The organism is Streptomyces sp. NPDC050564 (genome assembly GCF_044457265.1).
Lineage (GTDB): Bacteria > Actinomycetota > Actinomycetes > Streptomycetales > Streptomycetaceae > Streptomyces.
Genome location: NZ_JBITGS010000002.1, coordinates 461,564 through 475,095, shown reverse-complemented (window position 1 = coordinate 475,095; position 13,532 = coordinate 461,564). Strand labels below are relative to the sequence as shown.

General features: G+C 71.4%; 11 protein-coding genes. 9 read left to right on the top strand and 2 right to left on the bottom strand.

Going from position 1 to position 13,532, the window contains the following annotated elements; translation table 11 throughout:
- Window positions 1–181: 181 nt before the first annotated feature.
- The 7 genes from pdhA (at window position 182) to ACIBK0_RS05665 (ending at window position 8,546) form a co-directional block, all read left to right on the top strand.
- Window positions 182–1,342, top strand: coding sequence for a pyruvate dehydrogenase (acetyl-transferring) E1 component subunit alpha (gene pdhA / locus ACIBK0_RS05695; RefSeq protein ID WP_399075955.1), 1,161 nt, complete (start codon window positions 182–184; stop codon window positions 1,340–1,342).
- On the top strand, window positions 1,339–2,343 hold the full coding sequence (locus tag ACIBK0_RS05690; RefSeq protein ID WP_399075953.1) for an alpha-ketoacid dehydrogenase subunit beta: 1,005 nt from the start codon (window positions 1,339–1,341) through the stop codon (window positions 2,341–2,343). The genes pdhA and ACIBK0_RS05690 overlap by 4 nt, the downstream gene beginning before the upstream one ends.
- Entirely contained in the window at window positions 2,343–3,812 is a 1,470-nt protein-coding gene (locus tag ACIBK0_RS05685) for a dihydrolipoamide acetyltransferase family protein (RefSeq protein WP_399075951.1), read from the top strand. The genes ACIBK0_RS05690 and ACIBK0_RS05685 overlap by 1 nt, the downstream gene beginning before the upstream one ends.
- A gap of 75 nt (window positions 3,813–3,887) precedes the next feature.
- Window positions 3,888–4,925 carry an NTP transferase domain-containing protein gene (locus ACIBK0_RS05680; RefSeq protein ID WP_399075949.1) on the top strand — a complete coding sequence of 346 codons (1,038 nt, stop codon included), beginning with the start codon at window positions 3,888–3,890 and terminating at the stop codon, window positions 4,923–4,925.
- Entirely contained in the window at window positions 4,922–6,292 is a 1,371-nt protein-coding gene (locus ACIBK0_RS05675) for a molybdopterin molybdotransferase MoeA (RefSeq protein WP_399075947.1), read from the top strand. The genes ACIBK0_RS05680 and ACIBK0_RS05675 overlap by 4 nt, the downstream gene beginning before the upstream one ends.
- A gap of 103 nt (window positions 6,293–6,395) precedes the next feature.
- Complete coding sequence (locus ACIBK0_RS05670; RefSeq protein ID WP_399075945.1) at window positions 6,396–7,493, top strand: potassium channel family protein; 1,098 nt, start codon at window positions 6,396–6,398, stop codon at window positions 7,491–7,493.
- A 72-nt stretch (window positions 7,494–7,565) separates the two neighbouring features.
- Entirely contained in the window at window positions 7,566–8,546 is a 981-nt protein-coding gene (locus tag ACIBK0_RS05665; RefSeq protein ID WP_399075943.1) for an NAD(P)H-quinone oxidoreductase, read from the top strand.
- Between the two features lie 112 nt (window positions 8,547–8,658).
- Here the strand turns inward: ACIBK0_RS05665 and ACIBK0_RS05660 are convergent, their stop codons facing one another.
- Window positions 8,659–9,108 (bottom strand): hypothetical protein, encoded by a 450-nt coding sequence (locus ACIBK0_RS05660; RefSeq protein ID WP_399075941.1) that lies wholly within the window; start codon window positions 9,106–9,108, stop codon window positions 8,659–8,661.
- 168 nt (window positions 9,109–9,276) lie between these two features.
- Between ACIBK0_RS05660 and ACIBK0_RS05655 the strand changes: the two genes are divergently transcribed.
- Entirely contained in the window at window positions 9,277–9,819 is a 543-nt protein-coding gene (locus ACIBK0_RS05655) for a bacterial proteasome activator family protein (RefSeq protein WP_399075939.1), read from the top strand.
- 115 nt (window positions 9,820–9,934) lie between these two features.
- Here ACIBK0_RS05655 and ACIBK0_RS05650 read toward each other — a convergent pair whose 3' ends face one another.
- Window positions 9,935–11,572, bottom strand: a complete 1,638-nt coding sequence (locus tag ACIBK0_RS05650) for a protein kinase (RefSeq protein ID WP_399075937.1) — start codon at window positions 11,570–11,572, stop codon at window positions 9,935–9,937.
- Between the two features lie 382 nt (window positions 11,573–11,954).
- On the opposite strand from ACIBK0_RS05650, the gene ACIBK0_RS05645 reads away from it, so the two are divergent.
- Window positions 11,955–13,529, top strand: a complete 1,575-nt coding sequence (locus tag ACIBK0_RS05645; RefSeq protein ID WP_399075935.1) for a protein kinase — start codon at window positions 11,955–11,957, stop codon at window positions 13,527–13,529.
- Window positions 13,530–13,532 lie beyond the last annotated feature (3 nt).

Genomic DNA, 13,532 nt, shown 5'->3' with positions numbered 1-13,532 from the left:
GTGCCATGTCCCCCCGCCTCCCTACCATGGACGTACTGCGTCCATCTCAGGCTGTGCAGAACCGTTTGTCCACAGCCTGGCGGTGCCTGTAGCCAAAATGTGCCGACGACCGAACAATCGGTAGGTGAGGCGCCTCACACCCGTGATGCGCCTGAAGCCGCTCCCACGAGGAGGTGCCGTCATGACGGTCATGGAGCAGCGAGGCGCTTACCGGCCAACGCCGCCGCCCGCCTGGCAGCCCCGCACCGACCCCGCGCCGCTGTTGCCCGACGCGCTGCCGTACCGCGTCCTCGGCACCGAGGCAGCCGCGCAGGTCGACCCGGGGCTGCTGCGCCGGCTGTACGCGGAACTGGTGCGTGGCCGCCGTTACAACACGCAGGCCACGGCCCTCACCAAGCAGGGTCGCCTCGCCGTCTACCCCTCCAGCACCGGCCAGGAGGCCTGCGAGGTCGCCGCCGCGCTGGTCCTGGAAGACCGTGACTGGCTCTTCCCCAGCTACCGGGACACCCTTGCCGCCGTCGCCCGCGGCCTCGACCCCGTCCAGGCGCTCACCCTCCTGCGCGGCGACTGGCACACCGGGTACGACCCCCGCGAGCACCGCGTCGCACCCCTGTGCACCCCCCTCGCGACCCAGCTCCCGCACGCCGTGGGCCTCGCGCACGCCGCCCGCCTCAAGGGCGACGACGTGGTCGCGCTCGCCCTGGTCGGCGACGGCGGCACCAGCGAGGGCGACTTCCACGAGGCACTGAACTTCGCCGCCGTCTGGCAGGCCCCGGTCGTCTTCCTCGTCCAGAACAACGGCTTCGCCATCTCCGTTCCGCTCGCCAAGCAGACCGCCGCCCCGTCGCTGGCCCACAAGGCCGTCGGCTACGGGATGCCGGGCCGGCTGGTGGACGGCAACGACGCGGCGGCGGTGCACGAGGTGCTCGGCGAGGCCATCGCCCACGCGCGCGCGGGAGGCGGTCCGACGCTCGTCGAAGCCGTCACGTACCGCATCGACGCCCACACCAACGCCGACGACGCGACCCGCTACCGCGGCGACGCCGAGGTGGAGACCTGGCGTGCGCACGACCCGATCGCGCTCCTGGAGCACGAGTTGACCGAGCGCGGGCTGCTCGACGACGAAGGCATCCGGGCCGCGCGCGAGGACGCCGAGACGATGGCCGCGGATCTGCGCGAGCGCATGAACCAGGACCCGGTGCTGGACCCCATGGATCTGTTCGCCCATGTGTATGCCCAGCCCACCACTCAACTGCTCGAGCAGGAGACCCAGTTGAGGGCCGAGCTCGACGCCGAGGCGGACGGTCCGCATCACCACGGGCCGGAAGGAGCCGGGCGATGACCACCGTTGCCCTCAAACCGGCGACCATGGCGCAGGCCCTCGGGCGGGCTCTGCGCGACTCCATGGCCGCCGACCCGACGGTCCACGTCATGGGCGAGGATGTCGGCACCCTCGGCGGTGTCTTCCGGGTCACCGACGGGCTCGCCAAGGAGTTCGGCGAGGACCGTTGTACGGACACCCCGCTGGCCGAGGCGGGCATCCTCGGGACGGCCGTCGGCATGGCCATGTACGGCCTGAGGCCGGTCGTGGAGATGCAGTTCGACGCGTTCGCCTACCCCGCGTTCGAGCAGTTGATCAGCCATGTCGCGCGGATGCGCAACCGCACGCGGGGCGCCATGCCACTCCCCATCACGATCCGCGTTCCTTACGGCGGCGGCATCGGCGGCGTCGAGCACCACAGCGACTCCTCCGAGGCGTACTACATGGCGACTCCGGGGCTCCATGTCGTCACGCCTGCGACGGTCGCCGACGCCTACGGGCTGCTGCGTGCCGCCATCGCCTCCGACGACCCGGTCGTCTTCCTGGAGCCCAAGCGGCTGTACTGGTCGAAGGATTCGTGGAACCCGGACGAGCCGCCGGCCGTTGAACCGATAGGCCGCGCGGTGGTGCGGCGCTCCGGCCGGAGCGCCACGCTCATCACGTACGGGCCGTCCGTGCCCGTCTGCCTCGAAGCCGCCGAGGCGGCACGGGCCGAGGGCTGGGACCTCGAAGTCGTCGATCTGCGCTCGCTGGTGCCGTTCGACGACGAGACGGTGTCGGCCTCGGTGCGGCGGACCGGGCGCGCGGTCGTCGTGCACGAGTCGGGCGGGTTCGGCGGCCCGGGCGGGGAGATCGCGGCCCGCGTGACCGAGCGCTGCTTCCACCACCTGGAGGCGCCGGTGCTGCGCGTGGCCGGGTTTGACATTCCGTATCCGCCGCCGATGCTGGAGCGGCACCATCTGCCCGGCGTCGACCGGATCCTGGACGCCGTGGGGCGTCTGCAGTGGGAGGCGGACAGCTGATGGCGCAGGTGTTGGAGTTCAAGCTCCCCGACCTCGGGGAGGGGCTCACCGAGGCGGAGATCGTCCGCTGGCTGGTGGAGGTCGGAGACGTCGTCGCCATCGACCAGCCGGTCGTCGAGGTCGAGACCGCCAAGGCGATGGTCGAGGTCCCCTGCCCCTATGGCGGTGTGGTCACCGCCCGCTTCGGCGAGGAGGGCACGGAACTGCCCGTGGGCGCGCCGCTGCTGACCGTCGCCGTGGGCGCTCCGGCATCCTCCGTCGACGGTGACACGGGCGACGAGGGATCCGGCAATGTGCTGGTGGGGTACGGCACGGGGGCGCCTCCGGCGCGGCGCAGGAGGGTGCGGCCGTCCGCCGGGGCGGTTCCGGTGCGCCCGTCGGCGGGTCCGCCCGCGGGCGAGGACCGCCGCACGGCCACCGCTCCCGTGCGCCGCGAGCCGGGGCAGACAGGGCAGCGCGGCGGCGGTCACCACAACGCCGCGCGCCTGCACGCCGACGGTCCCGTCCCCGTCATCTCACCGCTCGTGCGCCGGCTTGCTCGGGAGAACGGAGTGGATCTGCGGGAGTTGGAGGGCTCCGGGCCCGACGGCCTGATCCTGCGGGCGGATGTGGAGTACGCGTTGCGTGCGGCGGCCGGTCAGGTGCGGAGGCCCGCGCCTGTGCCTGCCCCCGTGTCGGCGCCGACTCCTGCTTCCGCGGAGTTTTTGCAGACCCCGCCCGCCACGCGCGGCATGGGAGCGCCCGCCTCACCCGGGCTCACCGGGGCGTCGTCTCCAGCGCACGGCATCCGGGTGCCTCTCCGGGGCGTCCGTGGCGCCGTCGCCGACAAGCTCTCCCGCAGCCGTCGCGAGATACCCGACGCGACCTGCTGGGTGGACGCCGACGCGACGGAACTCATGCACGCGCGCGTGGCGATGAATTCCGCGGGTGGTCCGAAGATCTCCCTGCTGGCGCTGCTGGCCCGCATCTGTACCGCCGCGCTGGCGCGCTTCCCCGAGCTCAACTCGACCGTCGACATGGAGGCCCGCGAGGTCGTCCAGCTCGACCAGGTGCACCTCGGCTTCGCGGCGCAGACCGAGCGGGGGCTCGTCGTACCCGTCGTACGGGACGCGCATGCGCGCGACGCGGAGGGGCTGAGCGCGGAGTTCGCCCGGCTGACCGAGGCGGCGCGGACCGGGACGCTGACGCCCGCGGAACTCACGGGCGGCACGTTCACGTTGAACAACTACGGGGTGTTCGGCGTCGACGGCTCCACGCCGATCATCAACCACCCCGAGGCAGCCATGCTCGGCGTCGGCCGCATCGTCCCCAAGCCCTGGGTGCACGAGGGCGAGCTGGCGGTGCGGCAGGTCGTCCAGCTCTCGCTCACCTTCGACCACCGGGTGTGCGACGGTGGCACGGCGGGCGGCTTCCTGCGGTATGTGGCGGACTGTGTGGAACATCCGGCGGTGCTGCTGCGGACGCTGTAGCCCCGCCGCGGCCATCCCCGTCCACATGCTGTGCACGGGGGTGGCAATGATCCTTCGGACGCCCATACTCGGGGGATGACCGCGTACGAGCCACCGGCTACGCCCGGGCCGTCGGACAGCCCCGTGCCACGGGGCACCCCCGGCGCCGATGTCCCGTACGACGCCGTCGTGCTCGCGGGCGGAGCCGCGCGACGGCTGGGCGGCGCGGACAAGCCCGGCGTGCGCGTGGGCGGCCGGGCGCTGCTCGACCGGGTGCTGGCCGCCTGCGCCGATGCCGTCACCACGGTGGTCGTGGCCGAGCCCAGGGCGACCGCACGCCCTGTGGAGTGGGCCCGCGAGGACCCACCCGGCGGAGGACCACTGGCCGCGCTCGACGCCGGGCTTCGGCACACCGGCGCGGAGTACGTCGTCGTGCTCTCAGCCGATCTGCCGTTCCTGGACGAGAGAACGGTACGGCGCCTGCTGACCCCCCTTCTGGAGAGCCGTTCCCCGCAGCGGCCGGCGAAACCGGACGGTGTGCTGCTCACCGACCCCGACGGCCGGGATCAGCCCCTCGTGGCCGCGTACCGCGCGCAGGCCCTGCGCCGCGAGCTGGCCGCGCTCGCCGCCACCCACGGCGCCCTCACCGGGCTGCCGCTGCGGCGGCTCACCGCCGCGCTCGACCTCACCCGCATCTCCGACCCCGTCGCGTCCTTCGACTGCGACACCTGGGACGACATCGCCGCCGCCCGGGCACGTATCAGGGAGCATGGGCACGTGTTGGATGAATGGATTTCCGCAGTCAAGGACGAGCTGGGCCTCGACCTGGACGTCGACACCGGCGTCCTGCTCGACCTGGCACGCGACGCCGCGCACGGGGTGGCCCGGCCTGCCGCACCGCTGACCACGTTCCTCGTGGGGTACGCGGCCGCGCGGGCCGGCGGAGGCCCGGAAGCCGTGGCGGAGGCCGCCCGCAAGGCCGCGGCGCTGGCGCTCCGCTGGGCCGACGAGGACGCCTCGGCCGCCAAGCCGGGCACCGCAGACACCTCGGCCGCCAAGCCGGGCACCGCAGATGCCTCGGCCGCCAAGCCGGGCACCGGAAGCACCCCTCAGGCCGAGACGGACGCAGGATGACGCCCGCCCACTCGACCCGGGACAGCCAGGACGCCGACGACCTCGACGTCGAGGAGGCGCTCGCCTTGGTCAAGGAAGACGGCGCATCCGACCCCGAGGGCCGTTCGGTGCCCGCGCCCGTCCCCGGAGCCGAGCAGCCCGGACGACGGTCCGGGCACGCCCATCACAAGGCCACCCCCTGGCCCGAGGCCCGCCTCGTCGCAGAGCGGGCCGCCCGGTCCGTGCCCCGTCGCGCCCCCGTCTCCGTACCCCTCGACGCCTCCCTCGGCCTCGTCCTCGCCGCCCCCCTCACCGCGCTCACGGACCTCCCCTCCTTCGACACCTCCGCGATGGACGGTTGGGCGGTCGCGGGACCCGGGCCCTGGGAGGTCCGGGAGAACGGCGTGCTCGCCGGGCATGCGGAGCCGGAGCCGCTCACCGACGGCGAGGCGGTGCGTATCGCCACCGGGGCGAGAATCCCGTCGGACGTCACGGCCGTACTGCGCAGTGAGCACGGGCGGATCGACGACAAGGGGCGGCTGCACGCGACCCGGGATGTCGTCCACGGGCAGGACATCCGCCCGCGCGGCCAGGAGTGCCGCAGCGGCGATCAGCTGTTGCCGGTCGGTGTGCTGGTCACGCCCGCCGTGCTGGGCCTCGCCGCGGCCGCCGGGTACGACACGCTCGCAGCCGTACCCCGTCCGTGGGTCGAAGTCCTCGTGCTCGGCAACGAGTTGCTCACCGAGGGACTGCCCCAGGCGGGGCTCATCCGGGACGCGCTCGGCCCGATGCTGCCGCCGTGGCTGCGCGGGCTCGGCGCCGAGGTCGTCGCGGTGCGCAGGCTCGGCGACGACGCCAAGGCGCTGCACAAGGCCATCACCGGCTCCAACGCCGATCTGATCGTCACCACCGGCGGTACCGCGGCGGGCCCCGTCGACCATGTCCACCCGACCCTGCGCCGCATCGGCGCCGAATTCCTCGTGGACGGCGTCAAGGTGCGTCCCGGGCATCCGATGCTCCTCGCCCGCACCAAGGAGAACCAGCACCTCGTCGGTCTGCCCGGCAACCCGCTGGCCGCCGTTTCCGGCCTGCTCACGCTCGCCGAGCCCCTGCTGCGCACCCTCGCCGGACGCACGGCCCCGGAGCCGTACACGCTGCCCCTCCAGGACGCCGTGCACGGGCACCCGCACGACACCCGACTCGTTCCCGTTGCGCTGCGCGCCGACCGGGCCGTGCCGCTGCACTACAACGGTCCGGCGATGCTGCGGGGCATCGCGGCGTCCGACGCCCTCGTGGTCGTACCGCCGGGCGGCGCGCGGGCCGGTCAGGAGCTGGAACTTCTCGACCTGCCCTGGGCCACTGTCGGGATCGACGCGTGCTTCACCTGAGCGAGGACAGGCCGCGATTCACATGAATCCACATGGGGGGGCGCGGTTCACATGAATCCGAACGGGGTGCGGTTCAGATGAATCCGAACGGGGTGTGTTTCACGTGAAACTTCCGGGCCATGACGCGATCGCCCGCCAAGCGGACGAACATCTCGTGACCCATCGGGTGAGACTCCCGAGGAGAGTCGTGGAACGCCCGATCCGCCAGGTCCTCAAGCGGCTGGCGATGGCTCTGCTGGTGCTCGTCGCCACCGCGTTCATCGTCTGGGCGGACAGCGATGGCTACAACGACAACTCGGACGGCGCGGTCGACCTGCTCGACTCCTTCTACTACGCGACCGTCACCCTCTCCACCACCGGCTACGGCGACATCACCCCGGTCAGCGACGCCGCCCGGCTCACCAACATCTTCGTCATCACGCCGCTGCGTGTGCTGTTTCTGATCATCCTGGTCGGCACGACGCTCGAGGTCCTCACGGAACGCACCCGGGACGAGTGGCGGCTGAACCGCTGGAGGGCGGCCTTGAGGGATCACACCGTCGTTGTCGGCTTCGGGACCAAGGGCCGGTCGGCCATCGAGACCGTCTGCGCGACCGGGCTGAAGAAGGAGCAGGTCGTGGTCGTCGACCCCAGCTCCAAAGTGGTCGACGCCGCAACGGCCGAGGGGTATGCGGGGGTCGTCGGGGACGCGACGCGCAGCGATGTGCTGGTACGGGCGGAGGTCCGCAAGGCCCGGCAGATCATCATCGCCACGCAGCGGGACGACACCGCCGTGCTGGTCACGTTGACCGCCCGCCAGCTCAACCGTGCGGCGAAGATCGTCGCCGCCGTACGGGAGGAGGAGAACGCGCCGCTTCTCAAGCAGTCCGGCGCCGACGCCGTCATCACCAGCGCCAGTGCCGCCGGCCGACTGCTCGGACTCTCCGTGCTCAGCCCCGCCGCAGGCATGGTCATGGAGGACCTCATCCAGCAGGGCACCGGTCTCGACATCGTCGAACGGCCGGTCATAAAGTCCGAGGTCGGCAAGGGCGTACGCGAGACGGACGACCTGGTGGTCAGTGTCGTACGAGGACACCGGGTCCTCGGCTACGACGATTCGGCCGTCGGGACACTCCAGTTGACGGACCGCCTCATCACGATCGTGCGGGCGACACCGGGCACACAGGTGGCGCCCCACATGCGACCGCTTCCTCAGGACTAGGACCTGTCGGACACCATCCGCGCGCCAAGTCCCCCGACATCCCGGCCTCGGCCGAGGAGTAGCGTCCCCCTCATGTACGCGATCACGATTCCAGAACCTGGTGGGCCCGAGGCGCTGGTGTGGGACGAGGTCCCGGATCCGGTGCCCGCCGAGGGCGAAGTACTGGTCGAGGTGGTGGCCAGCGCCGTCAACCGCGCCGACCTGCTGCAGCGTCAGGGCCTCTACAGCCCGCCGCCCGGCGCGTCCCCGTACCCCGGGCTCGAATGTTCGGGACGCATTGTCGAAATCGGTCCCGGTGTGTCGGGCTGGGCGGTCGGTGACGAGGTGTGTGCGCTGCTCGCGGGCGGTGGATATGCCGAGAAGGTCGTCGTTCCGGCCGGGCAGCTGCTGCCCGTGCCGGCGGGCCTGGACGCCAAGCAGGCGGCCGCGCTGCCCGAGGTGACCTGCACCGTCTGGTCCAACGTCTTCATGGTGTCCCACCTGCGCCCGGGCGAGACCTTGCTCGTGCACGGCGGCTCCAGCGGTATCGGCACCATGGCGATCCAGCTGGCGAAGGCCGTCGGCGCGAAGGTCGCGGTCACGGCGGGCAGCAAGGAGAAGCTCGCCTTCTGCGCCGAGTTGGGCGCGGACATCCTGATCAACTACCGCGAGCAGGACTTCGTCGAGGAGATCAAGCGGGCGACGGACGGCGCCGGCGCCGATGTCATCCTCGACAACATGGGCGCCAAGTACCTGGATCCGAATGTGCGCGCCCTCGCCGTCAACGGACGGCTCGCGATCATCGGAATGCAGGGCGGAATCAAGGCCGAACTGAACATCGCCGCTCTCCTCAACAAGCGTGCCGCCATCAGTGCGACCTCGCTGCGCGCCCGCCCGCTCGGCGAGAAGGCGGCGATCGTGGCGGCCGTACGCGAGCACGTGTGGCCGCTGATCGACTCCGGCCATGTACGCCCGATCATCGACCGCGAGCTGGCGATGAGCGACGCGGCGACGGCGCACCGGGTCCTGGAGGAGAGCAGCCACATCGGCAAGGTGCTGCTCGTCGCACCCTAGCGAGCGCACTGCCTGGCGAGCGCACCCCCTGGCAAGCGCGCTCCTGGCAAGCGCGCTCCTGGCAAGCGCGCTCCTGGCGAGCGCCGCTGAAGGCGTGCGGCGCCGTACGCCTTCAGCGGCGCCGTACGCGCAGGCCGACGAAGGCCAGCCCCAGGCCCAGCCCGATCAGGATCAGTCCGCTTCCGAGGGGCAGGATCTGGAGGACCGGTTCGGGGGTGGGCGCCGGGCCGACCCCGTTCTGCTGGACGGGGATCACCGCGTTCCCGGACGGCTCGGTGGCGGCGCTCGCCTCCGGGCGGCCGGGGACTGCGGGATCGAGGCCGGCGTCCGTCGGCTCCCCGTCCCCGGTGTCGGGGTCGTCAGGGCTGTCCGGCTCCATTGGCTCCGCGCGCCCGGGCCGGGCGCGCCCCTCACCCGCGACGCTCCCCGCGCGGGAGGCGTCGGCCGAGGGGGAGGCGTCGGCCGAGGGGGAGGGATCGGCGGCGTACGACAGGGGTACGGCGCCCGTCATGAGGACGAGCAGCAGTCCTGTCACGCGCAGCGTGCGAAGCCATGGAGTCATACCGGTGACCCCCTCCTGGTGAGGAGTCCCGAGATCAACGGGACAAGCCTCACACGCTCCTTTTGCCCCGGCATCCCAGCTGCCGCCCATTGAGGGACATACACGGTGGATCACCCCGCAGTGGGGGCACCACAGAGATGTGGTCTACGGGTGCGAGAGAATGGCGGCATGGAGATGCCGAGGAACGAAAGGTCGCCGGAGAACCCTCAGATCCTGGTCGTAGGCCAGGACGGAATGGCTCTCGGTGGCACCGGAGACGAGGACTCCCGCGAGGTCCCGGTGACTGAGATGGTGGAACAGCCCGCCAAGGTGATGCGCATCGGCAGCATGATCAAGCAGCTGCTGGAGGAAGTGCGAGCCGCACCTCTCGACGAGGCGAGCCGTGTCCGGCTCAAGGAGATCCACGCGAGCTCCGTGAAGGAGCTGGAGGACGGCCTGGCCCCCGAGCTCGTCGAGGAACTGGAGCGGCTCTCCCTGCCCTTCGCCGACGAGGCGACGCCCAGCGACTCGGAACTGCGGATCGCGCAGGCCCAATTGGTGGGCTGGCTCGAGGGACTGTTCCACGGGATCCAGACGACCCTGTTCGCCCAGCAGATGGCGGCCAGGGCCCAGCTGGAGCAGATGCGCCGCGCCCTCCCGCCGGGCATGGGAGGCGCCGACGGCGACGAGGACCCCCGCGCGGGCGGCCGCTCGGGCGGACCGTACCTGTAGCCGGGGAGCGGGACCCCCTACGAAACCAGGGAGCGACACCCCTACGAAAGGGCCCGGCACGAAAGTGCCGGGCCCTTCGCTTGTCAGAGGCGCATCAGTCCGCGCCGCACGTGGATCAGGACGGGTTGCCCGTCGAGATCTTGAGCTCGATCTCGGGCATGTCCTTCGGGTCGACGTCCGTCCCGGCGGAGGGGAACTGGTCCATGACCGTGCCCTCGCCGTACGTGTTCTCGTCGACCTTCGTCTCCTTCATCTGCCAGCCCGCGGCCTGGAAGCAGGACTTGACCGACTTGATGTACTTGTAGGTGAAGTCGGGGACCTGGATCTTGTTCGGGTCGTCGTACGACTCCTGCGGCTCCGTGCACTTGGCCGTCTCGATCGTCTTCGTCGTGTCCGGCCCCTTGTGCCCCGCCACCACGGAGGGCGACTTGCTGGCGTCGCTGCCGCCCTTGTCGTCGTCGCTGCCGCCGTTCAGCGTGAGCGCCGTGATCAGGCCGCCGATCGCGACGAGCGCGACAACGATCGACCCGACGACGACGCCCTTGTTGCTCTTCTTGCTCCCCGAACCGCCCGAGACGGGGGTCGTGGGCTGAGGCGAGAGGTTGTACGGCGGCGGAGTGGACGTCCCCTGCTGCGGGGAGTACGCCGCGGTCTGCGGCGGAGTCTGGTAACCGCCCTGCTGTGGATAGCCGTACGCCGGGGAAGGGGCAGGGGACGGCGCCGGAGTCGGCGTGCCGTACGGGCCCGGCTGGTACGGCGTCTGTACCGGGCCCGGCGCCGGGGTGCCCTGCTCGACCGGCGGGAAGACGGCGGAGCCGACGCCCGCGCCGCTCGACGTCTGGGCGCCCGGCACGATGCTCGGAGCGGCGGCCTGGAACGACTGGGCCACGCGCAGGCATTCGTCGCGCATGGTCTCGGCGCTCGGGAAACGCTCGTTCGGGTTCTTCTTCAGTGCGCGGGCGACCAGCGCGTCCACGGCAGGCGGGAGCGAGCGGTTGATCGAGGAGGGCGCGACCGGCTCCTCCTGAACATGCGCGTAAGCGATGGCCAGCGGGGAGTCCGCCTCGAACGGCAGCCGCCCGGTGACCAGTTGGAACAGCATGATGCCGACCGAGTACAGGTCGGATCTGGCGTCCACGCCTCTGCCGAGGGCCTGTTCCGGGGAGAGGTACTGCGGGGTGCCGACGACCATGCCGGTCTGCGTCATCGAGGTGACACCGGACTGCATGGCGCGGGCGATGCCGAAGTCCATCACCTTGACGACGCCGCGCTTGGTCATCATCACGTTGCCCGGCTTGATGTCCCGGTGGACCAGGCCCATCTCGTGGCTGATCTCCAGCGCCGCGAGCACGTCCGCGGTGATCTTCAGGGCCTTGTCGGCGGGCATGGCGCCGTACTGCGCGATGTCCTGGTCGAGCACGGAGCCGAGCGGGCGGCCCTCGACGTACTCCATGACGATGTACGGAGTCGTCATGCCGTCGAGGTCGTCCTCGCCGGTGTCGAAGACCGAGACGATGTTCGTGTGCGTGAGCTTCGCCACCGACTGGGCTTCGCGGCGGAAGCGCTCGCGGAAGGCCTGCTCGCGGCCCAGCTCGGTGTGCAGGGTCTTGATCGCCACCTGGCGGTCGAGCACCGAGTCGTACGCGAGATGCACCGACGCCATGCCGCCCTCGCCGAGCAGATCGCGCAGCTGGTAGCGGCCGCCGGCGACCGCACGCCCCGCGTACCGGCCCTGTGCGCCGTCCTGGCTCATGTTCTGCGTCCCCCATCGGCGCGGCGGCAGCGGCTGGTTGCTCCCGCGGTCCGTGATCTGTTGTGTGGCGCGCAACTGTGCGGTGCGCGGCCGGTCTTCGGTGATCGATTGGCTTATTCCCGGCCAAGTCTGCCCCAGGGCCCTGACACGTCAAGCTCGGTGCCCGTTCCGTGACCGTCTGCGAAAGAAGCGTCGCGGAAGCGTTACAGGTGCCGTACGGCCGGTACACAGAATTTGCATGCGGGCCCCTGTGACGGGTTTGATGGCCGGTCCATCTCACGTCCATCTCGGCTCGGCGCCTTGCGTCGAGCCTGTAGCGTGGCCCGACGGAGACCGTAACAACCACCGCGCAGACCGCGGGCAGAAACGACGGCGAGGACTGATGGCACAGCAGCAGCGCGCTCAGGGCCCGTCCGACCCCGAGGCGACTGGCGGCGGTATGTCAGATGCGCCGGAGATGTGGGGTAACGGCGGGCTGGTCGGCGACGGCCGATATCGGCTGACCCGCAGACTCGGCCGGGGCGGCATGGCCGAGGTGTTCGCGGCCGAGGACGTGCGCCTCGGACGGACCGTCGCGGTCAAGCTGCTCCGTTCCGATCTGGCCGAGGACCCGGTGTCCAAGGCCCGCTTCACCCGCGAGGCACAGTCGGTCGCCGGGCTCAACCACCACGCGGTCGTCGCCGTGTACGACTCCGGCGAGGACGTGGTCGGCCACGGCGTCGTCCCGTACATCGTGATGGAGATCGTCGAGGGCCGCACGATCCGCGATCTGCTGATCAATGCCGAGGCCCCCGGGCCCGAGCAGGCGCTGATCATCGTCTCGGGTGTCCTCGAGGCGCTCGCCTACTCGCACCAGCACGGCATCGTGCACCGCGACATCAAGCCGGCGAACGTGATCATCACGGACACCGGTGCGGTCAAGGTCATGGACTTCGGCATCGCACGCGCCCTGCACGGCGCGCAGTCGACGATGACGCAGACCGGCATGGTCATGGGCACGCCGCAGTACCTCTCCCCGGAGCAGGCGCTCGGCAAGGCCGTCGACCACCGCTCCGACCTGTACGCGACCGGCTGCCTGCTCTACGAACTCCTCGCGCTGCGGCCTCCGTTCACCGGTGAAACGCCGCTGTCGGTTGTCTACCAGCACGTCCAGGACACTCCGGTACCGCCTTCCGAGGTCTCGGACGCGGCGCCGCCGGAGCTCGACGGGCTCGTCATGCGCGCGCTCGCGAAGGAGCCTGACGACCGGTTCCAGACCGCCGAGGAGATGCGCGGGCTCGTCCAGTACGGGCTGCAGATGCTGTACGACCAGGGCAGCCACACGGGCACCTGGAACACCGGCCCGGTCACCGTGCACGAGGGCCTGCACACTCCGGCGGCGGGTTTCGCGGGCACGACGGCGCTGCCGCACCCCACCGACTCGGGCACCACGCAGATTCCGCAGCCGATCCTGCCCGCCGGGTACGGCGGCGGGGACGACGGCGGTTTCGAGGGGCACGGCAACCGGGGCGGCGGCCGCGGCAAGCTGTGGATCCTCGCGGTGCTCGCGGTGATCGCGATCGCGGCGGGTGTCGCGCTCGCGCTCCACAACACGGGCGGCGGCAACGGCGGGGACACGGGCACGACGCACTCGCCGGCCACCACGCACGCCAGCACCGAAGACCGGTCCACCGAGACGCCGAGCGACGAGGCGACCGACGAGGCCACGGACACCTCCACGGACGACTCCACCAGCACCGGCGGCAGCTCGGACTACACCCCGTCGTACACGCCGTCCGCCAGCGACACCAGCCGGCCGACGGATCAGCCGACCGACGAGCCGACCAAGACGACGCCGACCACCGAGGAGCCGACGGACGACCCGACGACGCCGACGGACGACCCGACGACGGCGGATCCGACGGACGGCGGCGCCGACATCGGTGGCACGACAGCCGACGGCGGCGTGGGTCCCTGAACC

Coding starts and splice junctions, on each gene's coding strand:
- pdhA (WP_399075955.1), top strand. CDS start 182: ATGACGGTCATGGAGCAGCGAGGCGCTTACCGGCCAACGCCGCCGCCC.
- ACIBK0_RS05690 (WP_399075953.1), top strand. CDS start 1,339: ATGACCACCGTTGCCCTCAAACCGGCGACCATGGCGCAGGCCCTCGGG.
- ACIBK0_RS05685 (WP_399075951.1), top strand. CDS start 2,343: ATGGCGCAGGTGTTGGAGTTCAAGCTCCCCGACCTCGGGGAGGGGCTC.
- ACIBK0_RS05680 (WP_399075949.1), top strand. CDS start 3,888: ATGACCGCGTACGAGCCACCGGCTACGCCCGGGCCGTCGGACAGCCCC.
- ACIBK0_RS05675 (WP_399075947.1), top strand. CDS start 4,922: ATGACGCCCGCCCACTCGACCCGGGACAGCCAGGACGCCGACGACCTC.
- ACIBK0_RS05665 (WP_399075943.1), top strand. CDS start 7,566: ATGTACGCGATCACGATTCCAGAACCTGGTGGGCCCGAGGCGCTGGTG.
- ACIBK0_RS05660 (WP_399075941.1), bottom strand. CDS start 9,108: ATGACTCCATGGCTTCGCACGCTGCGCGTGACAGGACTGCTGCTCGTC.
- ACIBK0_RS05655 (WP_399075939.1), top strand. CDS start 9,277: ATGGAGATGCCGAGGAACGAAAGGTCGCCGGAGAACCCTCAGATCCTG.
- ACIBK0_RS05650 (WP_399075937.1), bottom strand. CDS start 11,572: ATGAGCCAGGACGGCGCACAGGGCCGGTACGCGGGGCGTGCGGTCGCC.
- ACIBK0_RS05645 (WP_399075935.1), top strand. CDS start 11,955: ATGGCACAGCAGCAGCGCGCTCAGGGCCCGTCCGACCCCGAGGCGACT.